This window comes from Actinomadura madurae (genome assembly GCF_047130825.1).
GTDB classification, from domain to species: Bacteria; Actinomycetota; Actinomycetes; order Streptosporangiales; family Streptosporangiaceae; genus Spirillospora; species Spirillospora madurae.
Map to the genome: position 1 here is coordinate 5,811,589 of NZ_CP083237.1, position 19,759 is coordinate 5,831,347.

A 19,759-nucleotide genomic window follows, 5' to 3' on the forward strand; every position below is an offset into this window, starting at 1 on the left:
GTTGTCCTTGGCATGGACCCGCACAAACGCTCTGCCACGATCGAGGTGATGGCCGCCGACGAGGCCATCCTCGGCCGCGGGCGCTACGGCACCGACCGCGACGGCTACGCCGCGATGCTGCGCTACGCCCGCCAGTGGCCGGACCGGGTGTGGGCGATCGAAGGCTGCAACGGGATCGGCCGGCACATCGCCAATCGGCTCCTGGCCGATGGTGAACAGGTCCTCGATGTCCCGACGAAGCTGTCGGCACGGGCACGGCACGGGTATTCGCCACGGGGCAAGGCCGCAAGACCGACGCGACCGACGCGCACTCGGTCGCCACGGTCCGGCCCCGTGACGCGGTCGGGAAGGCGCGGCGGCGGGTCGCCGCGGAACTGATCAGCGACCTCGAACGCATCTACCGGCGTACTGCTGGTCGAGGTCGGCGACATCTCCCGGTTCCCCAACCGGGCGCACTTCGCCTCCTGGAACGGTACGGCCCCCATCGATGCATCCTCCGGCGACCAGATCCGGCACCGGCTGTCGCGAGCAGGCAACCGGCAGATCAACCGGGTCCTGCACATCATGGCCACCGTCCAACTCCGCAACCCCACCGAAAACGGGCCTACTTCGACCGCGCGACAGTCTCGGGCAAGACCTCGATGGAAGCGATGCGGGCCCTCAAATGCCGCCTGTCCGACGTCGTCTACCGGCGCATGCTCGACGACGCGCTCACGCGTTCGGCGACGGGCCCGGGGGGACACCGGGGAGCGACTCCAGACTCCAGCGCGGCCGGCTCACATCCCCATGCCGGCACTTCGGACAAGCCACTTCCCGGACCCGCCACCGCACAGCCTACGACCACCCTCAGCACGGCCTCTTGACACAGAGGGGAGCCATGACAGGGCGTTCACCGAGACCGGCGCGCTTACGCTCGTGTTGTCGAGGGCGCGTTGTCCTTTGGCTGGCTGGAGTAGCGTCGCGGGGTGATCGAGAATCTGGTGGCGCGGGTGGAATCTGGTGATGACACCGTGGTCGAGGAGCTGGCCGACCTTGCGGCGGCGGATCCGGAAGCGCTGTCTCCGTACCACTTGCGGCTATTGGACGCCGGCGTGTTCTGGCGGTTGTGGGTGCTGTATCGGGGTGCGGACGAGGAATTCCAGCGTGCTGTGGTGGCCCGGATCGAATCGGGTACAGCCGAGTCGCCGGCCATGCTGGCGTACGTGCTGACACAGACGCGTGGTCGGGTTGCGGAGGAGGCCTTTCGCCGCTGGATGCAGTCGCCTCCGACGGAGCCGGACTTCGACCCTTATCAGCGGGGCGTGGCGGCGTTGATCCGTGATGGTGGGTGGGAGCTGGCGGAGGACGGCGTCAGAGAACTCTGCGGTACCAGCGCCTACCGCCTCGTACCGGAGCAGGGCGGCGATCGCACCGCGGACACCTGCCCATGGTGCACCAGTCCCTTGTGGACCGTGCTGGACGTGGACACCTCTGACCCAAGGATTCGTGACGCACTCGCGCATACCCGCTGGCGGGGCAGGCTGCGCATCGTCACCTGCCAGATATGCTCCTGCTACGGCACCACTTACGCCGAGGTCGCCGCCGACGGGGGCGCGAGATGGTCCGCCCATAACGAGCGCCCGGAGTATCTGCCTGGTGGAGGACCCGAGGAGCCGCCACCGGTCAGGCTGACGCTCGGGGAGCAATGGTCGACGCCTTACCTTGCCAGCGCCTGGAATCGCGAAGGGTCCACGCTCGGCGGATGCCCCGACTGGATCCAGGACCCCGTCTACCTCGACTGCCCAAACTGCGGAAAGGCGATGGACTATGTCGGCCTGGTCGGCGGCGCGGACCTGTTCGAATACGGCGAAGGCGCTCACTACCTGTTCCTGCACACGCAATGCGGGCTGGCGGCGGTGGAGTATCAACAAAGCTGAACAAAAGCGTGAGACGCCTGTAGCCCACCACGAAGCAGCCGGGGTTCGCCTGGGTTCGAAGCTGTTATGGCTTGTCGGGTGTGGTGATTCTGGTCTGGGCGTCGGCGATCAGGGTCGCCGCGTGCGGGCCGGCGGCGTAGCGGGCCGCGTTGATGGCGCCGGTGGCCGCGGCGAGCGGGTCCGGGTTGGTCGCGTGGTGCAAGGCGAGCCAGACCCACCTGTGTTCGCCGTCGCTGAGCTGGGAGCGGCGGGCGCGCAGGTGCGCGTCCGGCGTCAGTGTGCGGGACGCGACGCTGGCGGCTATGTCGGGGTCTTCGGCGAGTCCCGCGTAGCGGGCGGCCTCCGCGGCGGCCCACCAGGCCAGGTCCCGCTGGGCCGGTTCGGGTAGCCCGGCCAGCGCCTGGGCGGCAGGGCCGAGCGGGTTGTCGGGGCGCGGTCCCCGCGGGTACAGCGCGGGTAGGTCCGGCACGATCCGGAATGCGATGTCGGCGGCCTCGATGCGGGCCAGGTATTCGGCGGTGATGCCGTGGCCGGTGAATCGCTGCACCGCGACCAGGCCCATCATGTGCCTGCGGCGATGATGGTCGTCGAAGTCGAGGCCGTCGAGTGTCGCGGTGAGCTGTGGTGGCGCGTCGAGGTCGCCGTATGGTTCCTGCGACAGCAGCACTTCGCCGTGCTCGGCGAACGACAGCCGGGTCAGCATATTGACGTTCCAGTACATGCCGGCGGCCCGCCCGCCGGCGGAGGCTCGGGTGAGCACGGGTGCGGTCGAGCCCTGCCAGCCGTTGTATTCGACGGCGAGCACGGCGCCGCCGATGTCCAGTACCGCGACCCAGGGATCGGTCGACCCCCGGTTCATCAGGTCCTCGGCGATGGTCCGCAGCGACTCCGGCCGGGCCGGGTCCGCGTTGAAGGCGCGCAGCACGTCCGCGACGTCCGCCCCGGTCACCATCGTGACCGTCGCGGCCTCGGACAGAGAGCTGCGGCTCAGCCACCGGTAAGAGGTTTCGGGCAGTTCGGGCCGCGTCGGCTCTGGCTCGCCGCGCAACCGGTGGCCGAGCCGGTCGCTTCGGGCGTGCACGATGTCGGGCGCGGCGGGTGCCTGCCACACCACCAGCTCGTAGGACTCGGTCTCGTCGGCGTCGTCCCGGCCACGGGCGTGTACCCGCAGCCGGTAGTCGCCCGGCCATGGTGGAGTGACCCTGCGCAACTGCCCCTGGACCGCCTGGGGCCCGGCCACCGAGGCGCTGCCGACGGACGCCCGCCAGCTGACCTCGACGATCTCCTCCCAGCCGGTCGCGACGTCCGGTGGTGGCCCGTCCAAGACGGACAACAGGAGCCGGACGTGTCCGTCCTCGACGCCGGTACGGATCACCGCGCCGCCCGCGACGACCGCGACCAGCCCGTTGCCGCTGAAGTCGACGTCCGGGACGGCATCGTCCTCCAGCAGTGCGAACCGGTGCCCCGACACCGGTGCCTGCCCGCTGGAGTGGAGGGGCAGGAGGTAGTCCGCCCGGGCTTTGGCGAGTACCGCGGCGGCGTAACCGGAGGGCATCGGGGTCTCTTGCAGTAGCAGGGCTGCGGTGCCGATCGCGACGCCGAGCACCGGTGGCGGCTCCATCGCCCAAGCCTGGACGCCCACCCCGTGCAGGACGGCCGTGGCGGTGGACACGGCCAGCGCGAGCTGTGCCGCGCCATGGGCCGCTGCCAGACCCGGCTCGTCGGTGATCTCAGGCCCCGCTGCCAGGAGCGCGGCCACTCGTGGGTGGGTGGCCAGCCGGCGGGCAAGTGCGGCGACCAGCGGCACCGCGCCCGGCCGGACGTGGTCCAGCATCGCCGCGCCGTTGACCGCCTCGCTCGTCCCCGCAGCTCTCGCCACACCGAAGGTGCCGGTGAACGGCTCCCCCAGGAAGCCGGTCAGATCCGGGACCTCGGCCATGTCCAACTCTGGGACGGTCAGTTCCAGCGCGCCGAGCAGGCGTTCGATCAGCAACGGCGGCAGCGAGCCGAGCGCGTCCCGTACCGGCGATTGGCCCGCCCCGGACCGGACGCCAGAGCGTAACCGGGCCACAGCTTGGAGTCCGAAGGCCGTTCCGTGGGTCGGGTACGTGCCTTCGACGGTCGCCCGCAGCCGACCGAGCTCGGCCGCCGGCGCCTTCGGAGTGCGAGCGACGACGAGCGGAATCGCCGCGGCGACCGGCCCGGCCAACTCGTCCAGTACCGCATCAGGAACCTCGACCACAGCACCCCCGGCCGCCGACATGGACAAGACGGACGAACTCTAGCCCCGACATAGCCGCCGGTTGTCACAACTGACGGCAAAGCGGTCGGATTTGAGCGACAGCCCCCATTTCGACCGCTTCCCGCGCCACTCCATCCCGAATGCGTGGGGCGATGAGCCGCACGCGAATCGACACGAGGAAGCGGTTTGCGGCATGACATCGGGATACGACGAGCGAAAAGGTCAGCCAAGTGATGCGCTAGCGGCGTGTACTTCGCTCAGGGCCTTCGGTGATAGGTAAGTAGCGAACCGTCTACAGGGGCCCGGTCGTCTTCGGACCATTCGTTATATCCCCACTTGAGGACGGCGATTGGATTGGGCACGCCGTAGGGGACGAGGGCAGCGGCAGCGGTCATGGCGGCCGCGAGGCTGACGCTCTTCAGGGCGTTCCCTGGAGTTCGGCGTGGGCGGTGACGGCCGCTTTCAGACGCGGGGCGATCTCCCGTGGGTGACCGCCCCGTGTCATGTGGATTGGCGGTCCTTATCCTCGGCGGAAGATGGCTCCGTCGGACGAGGACTCATCCGCAGGCCGTAGCTGCCCCGCGCCCCACACGGTGGTGGTCCCAGGAACCAGGGCCATGGCGTCGACGTAGGCGGTACGGTCCCCGGCTTGGACGACCGAACTGGACCACGTGCCGTTGGACGAGCGGTGCATCAGCACCGGTGTGTCGCGGCCCGACTCGCGCGGATCGCCGTCCCCGGAGATCCACAGCCCACCGTGGCCATCGGACTCGGCGACCCGCGGACGCCAGTTCCCCGGCACGTCCACCTTCTGCCACCGCTTGCCGTCCCAGCGCGCGGCCACCGGAAGCTCCGTTGTGCCAAGGTCGTCGGTACGGCTCACCGACCCCGTCACCCAGACTTCCTTGGCCGACACTGCGACCACGTCCGACAGGAAGACGTACTGGGAGGGCTCCCCCTCGCCGCCTTGGATTTCGTCGGGCAGCGCGTCGCCGGCCGGTATCTCGGTCCAGGCCGTGCCGTCGTAATGCACGATCACCTTGAAGCTGTACGCGGAGTTGCCGACCGCCCAGATGTCGCGTGCGGACACCGCGCTGGCCTGTTGGATGCCGTACGGCAGTTGGACCTGGGTCCACCGGCGGCCGTCGAAGTGCCAGGTGCCCACGCCTGCGTCGCGGCGACCGTCGCTGAAGACCCATGCCTGGTTGGGACCCGCCGCGGTCACGCCACTGACGACGCCGGTGGCCCATTGTTGCGCCACCACCCATTTGCGGCCGTTCCAGCGCAGTGCGTACGAACCCCTGGAAGCACTGTCGCTGTCGCCGACCGCCCAGGCGTTCGAAGCGGATGTGGCGCTGGCCTCGCGGATCTCTCCGGGCAGTTCGGCGGGTCCTGCCACCTCGCGCCAGGCCCTGCCGTTCCAGTGCTGCGCGACGATCCGTTCGTGCAGGTCACCGGTAACGAACGTCCAGGCGTTGCGCGGGCTGGTGGCCGTGACCGCCGACATGGCGTCGTACTGGTTGACGTCGTAGGTCTTCACCACTCGCCAGGGCTGCGGCTGTGCGGCTTGCGCCGACGGAGCCGCTCCCACGAACACCAGCCCCACCGCTAACGCCGGCACTGGCATGAGACGACGAAGCTTGGAAGTGAACGTGATGCATGAATCCCGCACCGTTCCCCCGATCGAAATAGGGTTGAAAGCAGTCATCTGTAAGACACTTAGCCCATCCCGCCGGTAGCACTCGTTACCGGAAACGGCCACCGCGTCAACCGGTCACCTTGATCACCCGTCCGATATCCGTGGATATCCCCCGTTTTCCGCTGATGTCGCGAGTCAAAGCCTGGCCCTACCTTGACCGTCACGGTGAAATAGCCTGCTCCACAGGCAGCCAGACCAATACCAGGCCGGTTCACAGCCAACTGCCGCCGAAAATGAGGTCCGCCGAGCAGCAGAACTGCACTAAGACAAGCCATGCATCGAAACTCATGATCCAAGGGTTCCAAGCCTCACCAGCGCCCTCGCCGCTGCCGCCTGCGGTGCTGGTACCTCGATGCAAGCCACCAGTTGGATCTGCTTAACGTGCCCGGTTCTGGCGTTCCCGATGCAGAGGGCGTCAGGAGTTGGGGCCCTGGTCCACGCAACTTGAATAGGGGCTCGGATCACGTAACCCGCTTCCCAAGCCCACCGCTCCCTGCGAGAGCCCGACGACGGCTTGTGAGGCCATGCCGGTGGATCTGCCGTGGGGCTTGACCATTGCACTCGTTGGGGAGCGCGCACTTTTTAGCGCGTCCGTCCCCGGTACTCAGTGCGGGGTGACGACGACCTTGCCAAGGGCATGTCCCTCGCCGACGTGAGCGAGGGCTTCTGGTACCTGATCGAGTTCGAAAGTGCGATCGATGTGGATGCTCACGTCACCGGCGACGCACAGTCGGGTCATCGGCTCGAAATGGGAGGGGCCTTCCCTGACGACGAGTACCCCTAGCCGCCGACGGGTCATCCACCCGGCGGCCGCGCCGATCGTGAGCACGCGCAACAACGCCCGTACCGACCCGCCCACGCACCGATACCGGCCGCCCGGAGCGAGCGCTCGACGATAGGCGAACACCGACCGGTGAGCGACGAGGTCCAAGATGACGTCGTACGGCTCACGATCACGGGTGAAGTCGTCGCTCTGATAGTCGATCACGGCATCGGCCCCGAGTGATCGCATGAATTCGAGCTTGCGGCCGTTGTCGACACCGGTCACGTGCGCACCGAGACGCTTGGCCAACTGGATGGCGAACGCGCCGGTGCCCCCGCCGGCACCATTGATCAGCACCCGGTGTCCTTCGGCGACGTCGGCCGTGCCCTGCACAGCGATCGCACCACCTTGCGGAATGGTCGAAGCCTCGGCGAATGTCAGCTCGGCGGGCTTGAGGGCGAGTACAGACTCGGGCGCGACGGCGTATTGAGCGAACCCGCCCTTGAGCTGGAGATTGTCTCCGTAGACCTCGTCACCGGGCTGGAACTGGGTGACACCGGTGCCGACGGCTTCGACCCAGCCGGCGATGTCCGAGCCCAGTATCGGGCGTCGTGGCGCACGCAACCCACCCAGGCGAGCGTAGAAAGGCGAGCCACACAGGCCTTCCCAATCGCTGAGATTGATCGACGTCGCCGCGACCTTCACCAGCACCTGCCCGGCCCCGGGCGACGGCATCGAGACGTCCTCGACCCGCAACACGTCGGGGCGCCCATACCGCTCGTACACGACAGCCTTCACGTACCCTCCACCACCGAGGTGCCGAACCTTCAAGCCGGGCGCATCGTGCCCGACCCTGAAGACCATCGTTCCGGGCGACGCGCCGAGACGGACGCCGATCGTGCCCTGCTGAGCTGCGCGTCGCCACCCGTCCCCTGGCATTGGACGACACGGAACCCGCACGACGTCCCCACGCGCGTGCAACAGGCGTCACAGCCGCAGGCTAACCCAAGGACAGCACCACAAGACCGGCCAATATCGGACCGCAGGCCAGAAAGCCGAACACGCGCGGACGATCTCGCCGAGGACCCGGGAGACCTCACGCAGAACAACGTCGGCACGTCGTCCCCCGTGGACGGTCAGTGATCGCCCGGCCCCCGCAACACCACATCCTCCCGGCCGCCCACCGTGCCGCCCAAGCGGAGAGTCAACGAGAAAGGGGCGTCCTCGTCGGCAGGCAACGCAGGACGGCGATGCGGCAGCCGTTAAGCATCGCTCGACGGCGATACGACGCGAAAGCCTGGTCGAGTCGCGCCACCACGGCCGCGAGATCTTCGTCCACGCCTTCAGGATTCCAGGTCGACGAATCAGTGCAAGTGCCCTTCCCTCAGCTACTGATTTCATCGCCTCGGGATCGGTGCCCCGGCCAGCTCCGGACCAGAGGCCCCGGCAAGCGGCGCCCTCCCGGCTCGACAACCCAGTGCTGGATCGAGCATCGGAGAACGTGCATGGACCGGACCGGGTGTGGGCCTTCAAAGGCTGCAACGGCATCGGCCCCTCCGGTGCCGCACGCCTGCTGGTCGAGGTCGGCGCGCCCGGCCTTCGCAGCGCGTGATTCTCCCGGCCGGCTGCCGTGGGCGCCATTGGAGTGGTCGCGGTCGATCGTCAGTGCTCTGCTCGGCCGCCGCATGTCCAGCAGACATGTCTCACCGACCGAAGACTTACGCACATGCTCAGTGGCTTGCATGATGCGGTTTCCGATCAAACTTTGGGGAACCGCATGGCCCACAACTGGAGTTGCGCGGAAGCTAAGAATCCTGGTTGTGACTGCGCCTGTGGTGGCGCTGGACATGGCTGCCGGGGCGCGTTCAAGATCGCAGACGGGCCGCTCGATGGTGTCCTGGAACTTGTGAAGCAGCGAGAAGATGCGTGGGATCCAAAGAGTGTGAAGCCCACAAGGCCCACTCGCCAGGCTGTGATTGGTTGTGGACAAGCGGAGGTCGTCCACTGGTTGCATCGTGACCGCGGACTGCTTTACTGCGCGTGGACGACGCAGACGGTTGCGTTCGAGGACGACCCGAGTGCACCTGCACAAGGCATGGTCTTACGCAGGGTTGGTGAACACCTCGGTTCGGAGCTGATGGCGGAGTTTCAGGAATGGGCTCTGGCGAAACACTTCTGGTGTGGGTTGCTTGCGCAGATGGCATGTGCGATTGCACAGTACGAGGTTCTGCGTTGTCGAATATTCCGAACGGTAGAGAATCTTATCGAGCAGCAACATGGGCAGACCTTTCCAGATGCACTGCGCCATGCTGGATCGATCGGGTCCGCGGTTCATTGGGCCTGGCGATATGTGCTCCCGAGCGTCGTCGCGGCATCGGGCGCCGGGACTTTGGCGACGGTGCTGGCCGGCGGAGACCTTGGGCGGCTCCTCTGGCCCATCCGGGTCATCGCGGTACTGATGTGCCCGGACGCCTCAGATCACGCAATGGTGAGAGAACATTGCTGGTATCCGATCCTCCGTCTTGCCAGAGCGCAGGTTCGGGACGCCGTTCGCGAGCGATTTGCCCAGGTCTTTCGGGAGGACCCGTGGTTCGGTCTGGGGCACAATGCTCCGAGTTGACCTAGTGTCGTCAGAACAGCTGGTGCCGACCGCTGCGGCTCGCCGGGTCGGACGGAGGAGGCAGGTTGCGGCGGTCGTTGGCATGCGTGGCGGCAGTGGTGCTGCTGGCGTTGTTCGCCGCGGCGGTGTTGGGCATGTCGTGGGCGATCGCCGATGGGCCGGACGGCATACGGGGATGGGCGCTGATCCTGGTGTTCGTCGTTGCCGGTCTGGTGGTGATGGGGCTGTGGATGGCCCTCTTGATGGCCGGCACCGGTGACCGTCCCGTGTGGTCGGGCGTTGCCGTGGTCGCCGGAGTCGTGGCCTTGATCTTCGCCGGTACCGTTCCGGCCTGGTTCAGCGAGTGGCTGCTGTACGAGCGCGGACGGGTCTCCACCTGCCGGGTGGTGACCGTGACCGAGGTCGAGACGGTTAACGGGTCCGGTTCCGCTTACCGGTATCGGCTGGCCTGTGACGGCGGTGGCACCGTCTCGGTCACGCGGTCCGACCGGACGCTGCAGGTAGATCAGCGCGTCCGCGTGCGCCACGACCCCCTGGAGGGGGGGAAATCGGACAAGGCCGAACTGGTCGGCGACACGGAAGGCATGAAGCCGCAGGACATCGCCTGGACCGCCGGCGCCGAACTTGGTTTGATCACGTTCGCGTCCCTCGCCCTGATCATTACCAGCCGACCCGGCCCATCTGGTCGGCCCTCCCCCGCCCCTTGACCGAGTGGCTGAGTCCCGCGCGATGACCGTGCCCACACATCACCCCATCGGCAGGAGTGGCAAGGCGGTACTTAGAAAGCAGCTATGGAGGAGTTCGCTATCTTGCACCTCTGCTTGCGCTATGCATTGGAGTAACGCTTTCAGCTTTGTCTCATCTAAGGAGCTTACCTCTATATAGATCGAAGCCATCTTTCTCCGTGCTTTTCTGGGGTGGGGGCGGTGATGAGATCGGCCATTCCAGCGGGCGGCCACGTCGAGCGCCACGGTTCGTCCGTGGTTGCGATGCAACACCGCCTCACGGAATGGATCAGTCGGGGAGGGAGTGGAGGTAGGCCATGAGGGCCTTGCCGCGTGGGGAGAGGCGGTAGCCGGTTTCCAGGCTTTCGGTGAGGCCGAGGGCTTTGAGGCGGCGGACGTCGGCCTTGAAGGGGAGTCTGTCGCGGTCCAGGCGTTCGGCCAGGTCCAGGGCGCGTAGGCCGGGGTGTTCCTCGATGAGGCGGAGGACCTCGCGGGTCCAAGGGCCTCGGCGGCTGCGGGTGTCGATGGTGTCCAGGGCGGCTTTGATGTCGGCCAGTTCCTGGTCGGTCAGGTCGGCGTTCGCGGCCAGTTCCGCTCGGGGGTCGGGGCCGCCCAGATGGAGCATGACGCGGTGGTAGCCGCCCTGCTTGGTGCTTTTGGACAGGGCGGTGAGCAGGGCCGCGCGGCTCTTGAAGCCCGAACGCAGGGCGTCATCCTCGGTGATCTCCTCGGGGGCGACGGCCGTGACCGAGTCGATGACGATGATCCCCGCCCAGGTGCGCTGGGTGCTCCCCGCGCGGACCGGGGGCTCGGCCCACACCCGGAACACCCGGTCGATCCGCCCGCCTGCGATCCCTTCAAGGACCTCCCGCCTGAACAGCATCGTCCCCTCCCAACACGACTCTTGTGCTGCATTCTTTCTCGGAAGTCGCACCGATCTCCTGCCCCGTAGAGACGCAAGGTGTCCAGTTGAGGCCTGACCCCCATGAGTGACGGACCCGGCGCGGACGGAGGGCGCGAGTAGGGCGACGCATCCGGATCCATGTCGTCAGCGGCCTCTGGGAGGGGGCAGGCCGTAGGTGGCCAACGGATGAGGGCGGCTTCCGTTGTGGCGTGGCGCGCGAGGTCGTGATGCTGGTCGCATGAGGCGACGGCCGTGGGTGGCTGCCGCGTGGGCGGGGTTGATGGGCGTCCTGCTCGCGCTGCTGGGGAACATGGCGACGAACACCGTGGCGGTCCATGGCAAGGGTGTGCCGCTGGTGTGGGGTGGGCTGGCACTGGCGACGGCGGTCGTGGTGGTCGGCCAGGTCAGGCAGGACGGAGGGCTGCCGTCCACGCTGGAGGAGACGGTCCGCAGCCTCCGGGAGACCGTGCGGGTGCAGTGGCGGGAAGAGGAACGCATTCTGGGGCTGGCCAACCCGTCCCCGATGCCCGTGCGGTGGGCCCTGACGGTCGAGGTCGAGCGCCGGGACGCGGCCGGGCGGGTCAACCTGGGCGGGCCGGCCGTCTGGACGGGGTCCGGCGACAACATCGAAGACCTGGTCGCGCGGTTCAAGGAGCTGCCCAGCCGGCGCCTGGTGATCCTCGGCGGTCCAGGGGCGGGCAAGACGACCCTCGCGATCCAACTCCTCCTCCACCTCGCCGACTCCCGTGACGACGGGCCGGTTCCGGTGCTGTTGTCGATCTCGGGCTGGGACGCCGTCGCCTCCCCCTCGTTCGAGGAATGGCTGATCACCCGGCTGGAGGAGACCTATCCCTGGCTCCGCGAGCACGCGCCCTCAGCGGGGAGCAGCACGGCCCGCAGGCTGCTGCGCCTCGGGCACGTCCTCCCCGTCCTGGACGGCCTGGACGAGGCCCCGGGCGAGATGCGCCCGTTGATCATCCGAGCGATCAACGAGGCGATGTCGGCCGGGAGCCGGCTCATCATTACCAGCCGGACCGAGGAGTTCATGGACGCCGCCCTCGCGTCGCGGAGCATCACCGGCGCGGCTTTCGTGGAGTCCGAGCCGCTCGCCCCGGACGACGCCGCCCGGTATCTCGAAGCGACGCTGTCCGCGAATCCGCACCCGGCCTGGCGGCGCCTGCTGGACGAGGTGCGCGACGGCCCCAGCCCGCTGGTGGAGGTCCTGGCGAACCCCCTTGGCATGTGGCTGTTGCGGACCACGTACGCCGAGCCCGACGCCGACCCGTCCCCTCTGCTCGATCGCGAACGGTTCCCGACCGCCGAGACGCTGCGGTCTCACCTGTTCGACCGTCTCATCCCCGCGCTGATCGATGCGCGTCCTCCGGCCGGGAGGGACGATGCGGCGCTCTTCCGTCCGCGGCGCGAACACGACCCGGCGCCGACGCGTCGCTGGCTCGGGAATCTCGCCGACCTTCTCGACCGCAGTCCGGCGACGGTCAGGCAGGTCGGCGCCCGGGGCATCGGCACCCGCGACTTCGCCTGGTGGAGGCTGGCGCGGACCGTCCTGCCGGGTGGGACGCCGGGTGACCTGGTGAAGGCGCTGGGCGCGCTCGTGTGCGCGCTGTGCGTCATGGCGGTCGGCATCGTCGCTCTCGACGTCCAGTGGTTCGGCGGGCTCACCGGCGGCGTGTTGATCGCGGCTTTGGCGAACGACATGCGCGACGACGAGCGTGCCTCCCGCTGGACGCCCCTTTCGATGCTGGGCTCTCTCGCGTGGGCGCTCGGGCTCGCCGCCGTGTGCCTTCTGGGCGTGATTCTCGTCCGGGTCGGCCTCCACCTGGTGTCGCACGGGACTCCGGGCGGGCTCGAAGGGCCGCTCCGCGAGGGCCTGTCGGCGGGAACCCTCTACGGGCTGGCGTTACTCGTCCCCTTGCTCACCGAGGATCTGTCCCGCTGGACGCAGGCCACCGCGCGCCTGGAGGCCAGCACGCCCGTGACCAGCTGCCGCGCGGACCGCCGCATCACCCTCACCCGGTTCCTCATCGCCGTGCTCCTGGCGGGCGGCGTCTCCGGCGCCACGGCCGCCTTCACCGGAGGCACGCTCGCCGGAACCGCTGTGGCGGCCGGGCTGGGAATCGTGGGCGGCGCGGTGTTCGCCTTCGTCACCGAGAAGGAGGCCACCTGGCTGGGCTACGCCCTGGTCACCGCCCGGCTGGCGCGCCGACGCCGCCTGCCGCTACGGCTGATGCCCTTCCTGGACGACGCCCACAAGCTCGGACTCCTGCGCGCGGTCGGCCCCATCTTCCAATTCCGCCACGCGGAGTTCCACGATCACATCTCCCGCCGCCGGCCGCCGCCCCGGCCGGCTCCCGAGCCGGTCCGGCCTCCCGTCCGGGCACCCCGCCCGGACGGAACGCTCCGGCCCGTCCGCCTGCGCACTTTCACAACGCCCCGGTGGCTCAAGGACGTCGCCTTCAGCCCGGACGGGCGGTATCTGGCGCTGTTCCGCGACGGCGCCACCGATCTTCTCGACCCGTCGGGCGCTCCCGTCCGCCGCGTACGCCACGGGTCGCGGCTGTGGGGGATCGCCCTGCAGGAGGGGCAGATCGCCTTCAGCCCCGACGGTGCCCGGTTCGCCGTCTCCGGCGGCGGTCTCGGGGGACGATCACCGGAGTACACCCGCGGCCGCTGCCGGATCTTCGACACCGCGACCGGTGGCGAGATCGCTCGCATCGTCCATGACGACTGGGTCCAGGCGGTGGCCTTCAGCCCGGACGGCGGCCGCCTCGCGACGGGCAGCCACTACGGCACCACCAAGATCTGGGACGCGACCACCGGGGACGAACTCCTCGTCATCAGCAATATCGGATGGGTGCACAGCGTGGCGTTCAGCCCGGACGGCACCTGCCTGGCGACGGGCACGTCCGGTGTGTGGCCCGCCGACCCCGACCACTGTCCCGCCGAGATCTGGGACGCCACCACCGGTCAGGCCCTTGCACGTCTGCACACAGCGCCCGGCCGCGCGACCGTCGACGGCGTCAACAGCGTGTCCTTCAGCCCCGATGGCACCGTCCTGGCGGCGGGAACGCACAGGGCCACCGTGCTGTGGGACGCCCTCACCGGCGCCGAGACCCTGCGCATCGAGGAGGGGGCCCGGCAACTGGAGTTCACTCCAGACGGTTCGATGCTCCTCACCTCGGGCCCCGGCCTCTACACCCGACTCTGGGACACCTCCACCGGACGCAAACTCGTCGAGATCAGCCAGAGTCGGTACGTCTCGTGTGCGGCGCTCAGCCCTGACTCCGCCCTGCTCGTCACGGCCAGCGAGATGGCCCGCGAGGCCCAGCTCTGGCGCCTCTACCCCGACGCCGACCCCGCATGACCAGACCGCTCGGCCGGCGGATCGTGGGGGTGGAGATCATGGCTGACGACATGGAGCAGGTCGGCCAGGTTGAACGGGATACCGCCGTTGATGAAGATCGTGGACTTTCTCCCGCCGGCGTAGTGTCCGGCCGCCTGGAAGTGCGCGTCCGGCACCACCTGGCAGTCGACGTCCTCATCGTCCGGCAATGGCACCAGGGCGGCGGTGCGGGCTCGCTCCGACCTGCGAGGCCAGAAAGGTCGCCCGCGGAGGATCGAACGGAATCTCCGCCAGCAAGCGTTCGGTGTCCTCGGCGAGCCGGGCGGGCGGCGGCGGGTCGTCCGCCTCTACCTGCGCGCGCCATTCCTGCGGCCCCCGGCAGATGAGGACGGTCCCCCGGGAGGTACCGACCACTTGCCGGTTGACCTGCAAAGCCAGCGTCGCGTACGTGCGCAGCCACCGCTGCGCGGGCTCATCGGTCATCGTCCCTCCACGTGCGAACGTCCTGCGGGAATCGATCCACGATCAAGCTATGTGTACGGTTTTCCGTACACCGCACGGGAGGAGCGAGCGCGTGCCAAGAAAGCCGCCGGGCCAGTCCGTCTGGTTCCGTGACGAGCCGGCGCCTCGCAAACCTCGGTTGTCCCGGGAGCGCATCGTCGAGGCGGCCATCGAGTTGCTGGACGCCGAAGGCGCGGACGGCTTCTCCATGCGCCGCCTGGCCGCGCGCCTGAACGCCGGCACCATGTCGCTGTACGAATACGTGACGAGCAGGGAGGACGTCCTCGATCTCGCCATGGACGCGGTGATGGCGGAGATCGATCTGAATATGCCCGACGACGCGAATCGGCGCGACATCCTCACCGGGCGATGCGGCACCCATGGGTGGCGCCGCGGGAAGGGTGAAGGGTTCGCCCCCACGCCGGAGACGGCCCCTCCTGCGTGGGCCGTCCCCGATCGGTTACTCGGTCTCCTCGGCCAGCGCGACGAGGATGCCCGCGGGGCCGCGGACGTAGCAGAGCCGGTAGCTGTCCTCGTACCGCACCAGCTCGCCGAGGAGTTCGGCTCCGTGGATCCGCAGACGGTCGAGGATGTCCTCCATGTCCTCGACGGCGAACATGATGCGATGGGCGCCCAGTGTGTTCGCGGGAGCGCGCGGGTCACCCTCTCGGATCGACGGGGCGTGGTACTTGGTCAGCTCGACCCGCCCGCGGCCGTCCGGGGTGCGCATCATCGCGATGTCCGATCGGGCTCCTTCGAGCCCGACGAGGCGATCCACCACGCTGCCTTCGAGTGTCGCCTCGCCTTCCAGCTCCAGCCCGAGTTCGGCGAAGAACGCCTTGGCGGCCGCGAGATCGTCGACGACGATGGCGACGTTGTCCATCCGCTGGACCGTCCCGCGCCCTGGACGCGGGTCCTGCCGGCCGGTGTCCTCCATGGCGGTCCTTTCCGTGTTCATGCGCGCTGGTTCTCCTTCTGGCGCGCCATGAGCTCCTCGATGGCGGTGGGCAGCGTGGTCTCGAAGTCGATCAGCTTGGCCCAGGTCGGCTTCACCACGACCCGGACCATGCCGTCGTAGAGCGACTGCACGCCCTTCTCCCACTCGGCCCGCTGCTCCGGCGTCATCTCGTACGTGCCGTTCCACTGGAGGTACTCCTCCGGGATGCCGTCGACGACGTCCAGTTCCGCGTTGCCGCGGAGGAGCAGGACCTTCGGCGGGTGCGACTCGGTGTCGATGGTCAGGGCGACCGCCGGGTTGTCGCGCAACGCCGGCAGTTTCCGCGCGTTCTTCGCGGTGCACATGACGATCTCCGTGCCGTTCCAGTGGATCCCGATCGGGATCGACCGCGGAGTGCCGTCCAGCGCGACGTACGCCAGCCTCGCCAGGTCGCGGGCGAGCAGTTCCTGGCTGTACGGACGGTTCAGTACCTCGTCGATGGCGTTCTGGTCCATGGTTCGAGCTCCTCAGTCGTAGTAGCGGCGGGCGCTGGACCCGACGCGGGAGATGTCGGTGCCGTAGATGTGCAGGCTGATGGCGGTCTCGTCGCCGACGTTGCGGATGCGGTGGATGTCGCCGGGCGGCGCGAAGCCACTGACCTCGCCGGGCGGGTTGTCCCGCGTGCCGATGGGGTTGAGCGACTCGTCGAACAGTTCTTCGTGCTCGATGCCCGCCAGCACGCCCACGACGCACCAGGTGATGTGGTCATGGATCCGGGTGCCCTGCCCCGCGCGCCAGACCAGGCCGAGGATGGAGAACGCCCCGTCCGGCTCGGCGTGCAGCAGGTGGCCCGCCACCTGGTCGGGCAGGCCGAGACGCTGATCGGGCGTCAGGATCTCGGGGCCGGGCAGGTGCGCGCGGAGCTGGTCGGCGACCAGGTCCGCGGTGTCGGTCCAGCCGGTCCGCATGTCGACCGTCCGGCGCACGGCCGCGACGAGGTCGGTAAGTGTCGCTGATGTCCGGAGCATGACCGCGTCCTCCTTGGCAGAACGAGTTCGTCCCGCTCAGCGTCGCGCACGCCGAGTCATACGTCTAATGACAATGCTTGGCCTAACTCATGCGTATCCTTGATGGATGCTGGATATCGTGCGGCTACGCGTCCTCGCGGCGATCGCCGCGGAGGGCTCGGTCACCAAGGCCGCCAAGCACCTGAACTACTCCCAGCCCGCCGTCAGCCGCCATCTGGCCAGGCTGGAGGCGGAGACCGGGGCCAGGCTCGTCCAGCGGGTCGGCCGGGGCATCCGGCTCACCCCCGAGGGCGAGCACCTGGCCCGCCGCGCCACCGAGATCGTCGGCCGGGTCGACACCGCCGCCGCGGAACTGTCCGCGCTGGTCGGCCTGCACACCGGCCTGGTCCGGGTCGCCGGCTTCCAGTCGGCGCTGGCCGCTCTGGTACCGCACGCCGCGGGCACCCTGCGCCGCGAGCACCCGGGCCTCGAACTGCGCCTGATCGAGTCCCATCCGCGCGTGGCCCTCGACCTGCTGCGGGCCGGGGAGGTCGACGTCGCGGTCGCCTTCCGCTACGACGACCCGGCCCCGGACGACGTCCGCGCCGCGCACCTGTTCGACGACCCGATGTACCTGCTCAGCCTCGACCCCGGCCAGACGCTGGAGGGCAACCGCGACTCCGACTGGATCGCGGGCTGCGAGAACTGCCGCCGCGAGTTCCTGGAGGCCTGCGACAAGGCGGGGTTCACCCCGCCCATCGCCTACACCGCCGACGACATCATCGTGAACCAGGCACTGGTCGCCGCGGGCATGGGCGTGACCACCATGCCGGGGCTGGCACTGCGCACCCACCGCGCACCCGGCATCGAGGCCAGCGTCCTCCGCGACTTCCAGCGGCACGTCTACCTCGCCACCTACGGCGATCCGCCGGATCCGCCGGCGAATACGGCCTTCATCGCCGCACTGCACCACGCCGTCCAGCAGATCCGGCCCGGCGGACCGCTCCCGCCCGTGCTCCGTCCATCTCAGGCGGAGTGACGCGTCGAGCGCCGCGGCGCCACGGACCGTTCCGGCTCAGCATTCGATGACGTTGACCGCCAGCCCGCCGCGCGAGGTCTCCTTGTATTCGAGCAGCATGTCGGCGCCGGTGTCCCGCATGGTCTTGATGACCCGGTCGAGGCTCACGATGTGCGTCCCGTTGCCGCGCAGGGCGATCCGCGCCGCGTTGACGGCCTTGACGGCCGCCACGGCGTTGCGCTCGATGCAGGGGATCTGGACGAGCCCGCCGACCGGGTCGCAGGTCAGCCCGAGGTTGTGCTCCATCCCGATCTCGGCGGCGTTCTCCACCTGCCGGGGCGTGCCGCCCAGGACCTCGCACAGGGCGCCCGCCGCCATCGAACAGGCCGAGCCCACCTCGCCCTGGCAGCCCACCTCGGCACCGGAGATCGACGCGTTCTCTTTGTAGAGCACCCCGATCGCGCCCGCGCAGAGCAGGAAGCGCACGATCTGGTCGTCCGTCGATCCGGGGCAGAACCGCGCGTAGTAGTGCAGGACGGCCGGGAGCACGCCCGCCGCGCCGTTCGTGGGGGCCGTGACGACGCGGCCGCCCGCGGCGTTCTCCTCGTTGACGGCCAGCGCGAACAGGTTCACCCAGTCCATGACGAGCAGGGGGTCGCCGGCGTCCGGCTCGGCGCGCAGCCGCCGGTACAGCCCGGGGGCCCGGCGGGGGACCCGCAGCCGGCCGGGCAGCGCGCCCTCGTTCGTCCAGCCGTTCCGGACGCACTGCCTCATGACCGCCCAGATCTCCAGCAACCCGGACCGGACCTCGTCGGCCGTTCGCCGGGCCTGCTCGTTGGCGAGCATGACCCCGCTGATCGGCAGGCCGGACTCGTCGCAGCGCGCGAGCAGCTCGGCGCCGCTGCTGAAGGGGTACTGGGGTGGCGCGGGGTCTTCGGCGTCCCGTCCGACGTGGGCTCCCTGCTCGTCGAGCACGAAACCCCCGCCGACCGAGTAGTAGATCCGTTCGCGTAGCGTCCGTCCGGTCGAGTCGAACGCCGAGAACCGCATCCCGTTCGGGTGATGGGGCAGGCTCTCGCGACGGTGCAGGACGAGGTCTCCGGCGCCGAGGACGACCTCGTGGCGGCCGAGCAGAGCGATCCGTCCCGTCGCGCGGATCGCCGACGCGCGCTCGGATGCCGTGGCGGTATCGACCGTCTCCGGGTACTCCCCCAGCAGACCGAGCACGACGGCGCGGTCGCTGCCGTGGCCCAGGCCGGTGGCGCCGAGGGACCCGAACAGCTCGACGCGGACCCGGGCGACCGGGCTCAGCACCCCGTCGGCGTCCAATCCCCGGGCGAAGGCGCGCGCGGCGCGCATCGGCCCGACCGTGTGCGAGGAGGACGGGCCGACGCCGATCGAGAACAGGTCGAAGACGCTGATCATTCGTCCGCGAACGGGCCGTGGCTGTGCGGATCGAACACCCACAGCAGGTTCATCGGGTGCGGCCCGGGGTTGAACAGCGTGTGGGGAACTCGCGCGTCCAGTTCGAAGGAGTCGCCGGTTTGCAGGACGTATTTCTCGTCGTCCACGGTCAATTCGAGCGTCCCGGAAAGCAGGTATCCGTATTCGGTTCCCTCGTGGCCCAGCGGGGTCGCCTCTCCCGTCGTCGAGGCCCCGGCGTCATAGGCGAGGAGCCCGAACCGGAGATGGTGGTCGACGCTCGCCAGGCCCTCCCACCGGATGCCGGCCTGGCCCGGACGGCGCGGACGAGCATTGTGCCTGCTGACGCGCACCCCGGAGGACTGCTCCTCGGCGCGGGCCGGCCGGGCTCCTTCCAGCGTGAACAACCGGTCGAGCGACAGGTCGAGCGCGGTGGCCATCGCGTAGAGCGTGTTGATGCTCGGCAATGTCCGGCCGGTCTCGATGTGACCGACCAGGGCCGGAGAGACGCCGAGTTTGCGGGCCAGCTGGCGGGTGGAGAGCTTCTTTGCCTGCCGCGCCGCGCGCAGGCGGTCTCCGAGGTCCGGCGGCATTTCGTGCTCCGGAGCCTGCGGTGCGGACTCGTCGCTCATGAATGGTTTTCT

At 69.1% G+C, this 19,759-nt stretch carries 18 protein-coding genes and 1 pseudogene; 8 read left to right on the forward strand and 11 right to left on the reverse strand.

Annotated elements, in window-relative coordinates; all coding sequences use genetic code 11:
- Positions 1-48: 48 nt before the first annotated feature.
- From K8Z49_RS26285 to K8Z49_RS26295, 3 genes are read left to right on the forward strand one after another with little or no spacing between them, the layout of a single operon-like run.
- Positions 49-378, forward strand: a complete 330-nt coding sequence (locus K8Z49_RS26285; protein WP_412515470.1) for a hypothetical protein — start codon at positions 49-51, stop codon at positions 376-378.
- Positions 379-411: 33 nt separating this feature from the next.
- Complete coding sequence (locus K8Z49_RS26290; protein ID WP_412521172.1) at positions 412-969, forward strand: transposase; 558 nt, start codon at positions 412-414, stop codon at positions 967-969.
- Positions 966-1,916: a hypothetical protein gene (locus K8Z49_RS26295; RefSeq protein WP_412515471.1), complete on the forward strand. Its 951-nt coding sequence runs from the start codon at positions 966-968 to the stop codon at positions 1,914-1,916. The genes K8Z49_RS26290 and K8Z49_RS26295 overlap by 4 nt, the downstream gene beginning before the upstream one ends.
- Positions 1,917-1,980: 64 nt before the next feature.
- Here the strand turns inward: K8Z49_RS26295 and K8Z49_RS26300 are convergent, their stop codons facing one another.
- The 3 genes from K8Z49_RS26300 to K8Z49_RS26310 form a co-directional block, all read right to left on the reverse strand.
- Positions 1,981-4,158: a DUF6461 domain-containing protein gene (locus K8Z49_RS26300; RefSeq protein WP_412515472.1), complete on the reverse strand. Its 2,178-nt coding sequence runs from the start codon at positions 4,156-4,158 to the stop codon at positions 1,981-1,983.
- 520 nt (positions 4,159-4,678) lie between these two features.
- On the reverse strand, positions 4,679-5,866 hold the full coding sequence (locus tag K8Z49_RS26305; protein ID WP_412515473.1) for a hypothetical protein: 1,188 nt from the start codon (positions 5,864-5,866) through the stop codon (positions 4,679-4,681).
- A 595-nt stretch (positions 5,867-6,461) separates the two neighbouring features.
- Positions 6,462-7,418 carry an NAD(P)-dependent alcohol dehydrogenase gene (locus K8Z49_RS26310; protein ID WP_021591277.1) on the reverse strand — a complete coding sequence of 319 codons (957 nt, stop codon included), beginning with the start codon at positions 7,416-7,418 and terminating at the stop codon, positions 6,462-6,464.
- Between the two features lie 928 nt (positions 7,419-8,346).
- Here K8Z49_RS26310 and K8Z49_RS26315 point away from each other — a divergent pair.
- Together K8Z49_RS26315 and K8Z49_RS26320 are read left to right on the forward strand one after the other, a co-directional pair.
- Positions 8,347-9,240, forward strand: coding sequence for a hypothetical protein (locus tag K8Z49_RS26315; RefSeq protein ID WP_143118772.1), 894 nt, complete (start codon positions 8,347-8,349; stop codon positions 9,238-9,240).
- Between the two features lie 86 nt (positions 9,241-9,326).
- Entirely contained in the window at positions 9,327-9,947 is a 621-nt protein-coding gene (locus K8Z49_RS26320; protein ID WP_412515474.1) for a hypothetical protein, read from the forward strand.
- Positions 9,948-10,254: 307 nt separating this feature from the next.
- Here K8Z49_RS26320 and K8Z49_RS26325 read toward each other — a convergent pair whose 3' ends face one another.
- Positions 10,255-10,848, reverse strand: coding sequence for a hypothetical protein (locus K8Z49_RS26325; protein ID WP_021591280.1), 594 nt, complete (start codon positions 10,846-10,848; stop codon positions 10,255-10,257).
- 259 nt (positions 10,849-11,107) lie between these two features.
- On the opposite strand from K8Z49_RS26325, the gene K8Z49_RS26330 reads away from it, so the two are divergent.
- Positions 11,108-14,251 (forward strand): NACHT and WD40 repeat domain-containing protein, encoded by a 3,144-nt coding sequence (locus K8Z49_RS26330; RefSeq protein WP_412515475.1) that lies wholly within the window; start codon positions 11,108-11,110, stop codon positions 14,249-14,251.
- Here K8Z49_RS26330 and K8Z49_RS26335 read toward each other — a convergent pair.
- Together K8Z49_RS26335 and K8Z49_RS26340 are read right to left on the reverse strand one after the other, a co-directional pair.
- A complete protein-coding gene (locus K8Z49_RS26335) occupies positions 14,227-14,439 on the reverse strand; it encodes a hypothetical protein (protein WP_412515476.1) in 213 nt (70 codons plus the stop codon). The genes K8Z49_RS26330 and K8Z49_RS26335 overlap by 25 nt on opposite strands.
- Positions 14,426-14,713, reverse strand: coding sequence for a hypothetical protein (locus tag K8Z49_RS26340; protein WP_412515477.1), 288 nt, complete (start codon positions 14,711-14,713; stop codon positions 14,426-14,428). The genes K8Z49_RS26335 and K8Z49_RS26340 overlap by 14 nt, the downstream gene beginning before the upstream one ends.
- Before the next feature lie 49 nt (positions 14,714-14,762).
- On the opposite strand from K8Z49_RS26340, the pseudogene K8Z49_RS26345 reads away from it, so the two are divergent.
- Positions 14,763-15,005: pseudogene (locus tag K8Z49_RS26345) on the forward strand (TetR/AcrR family transcriptional regulator); the annotation flags it as partial.
- A gap of 186 nt (positions 15,006-15,191) precedes the next feature.
- Here K8Z49_RS26345 and K8Z49_RS26350 read toward each other — a convergent pair.
- The 3 genes from K8Z49_RS26350 to K8Z49_RS26360 all read right to left on the reverse strand — a co-directional run bounded on the left by K8Z49_RS26350 (position 15,192) and on the right by K8Z49_RS26360 (position 16,696).
- On the reverse strand, positions 15,192-15,614 hold the full coding sequence (locus K8Z49_RS26350; protein ID WP_024934260.1) for a VOC family protein: 423 nt from the start codon (positions 15,612-15,614) through the stop codon (positions 15,192-15,194).
- A 71-nt stretch (positions 15,615-15,685) separates the two neighbouring features.
- Entirely contained in the window at positions 15,686-16,183 is a 498-nt protein-coding gene (locus tag K8Z49_RS26355) for a pyridoxamine 5'-phosphate oxidase family protein (protein ID WP_021591285.1), read from the reverse strand.
- A 12-nt stretch (positions 16,184-16,195) separates the two neighbouring features.
- Positions 16,196-16,696 carry a cysteine dioxygenase gene (locus K8Z49_RS26360; protein WP_412515478.1) on the reverse strand — a complete coding sequence of 167 codons (501 nt, stop codon included), beginning with the start codon at positions 16,694-16,696 and terminating at the stop codon, positions 16,196-16,198.
- 106 nt (positions 16,697-16,802) lie between these two features.
- Between K8Z49_RS26360 and K8Z49_RS26365 the strand changes: the two genes are divergently transcribed.
- Positions 16,803-17,714: a LysR family transcriptional regulator gene (locus K8Z49_RS26365; RefSeq protein WP_412515479.1), complete on the forward strand. Its 912-nt coding sequence runs from the start codon at positions 16,803-16,805 to the stop codon at positions 17,712-17,714.
- A gap of 36 nt (positions 17,715-17,750) precedes the next feature.
- Here the strand turns inward: K8Z49_RS26365 and K8Z49_RS26370 are convergent, their stop codons facing one another.
- Both K8Z49_RS26370 and K8Z49_RS26375 read right to left on the reverse strand, forming a co-directional pair.
- Complete coding sequence (locus K8Z49_RS26370) at positions 17,751-19,118, reverse strand: L-serine ammonia-lyase (RefSeq protein ID WP_412515480.1); 1,368 nt, start codon at positions 19,116-19,118, stop codon at positions 17,751-17,753.
- Positions 19,115-19,747, reverse strand: a complete 633-nt coding sequence (locus K8Z49_RS26375; RefSeq protein ID WP_083598411.1) for a cupin domain-containing protein — start codon at positions 19,745-19,747, stop codon at positions 19,115-19,117. The genes K8Z49_RS26370 and K8Z49_RS26375 overlap by 4 nt, the downstream gene beginning before the upstream one ends.
- Between the last annotated feature and the right edge of the window lie 12 nt (positions 19,748-19,759).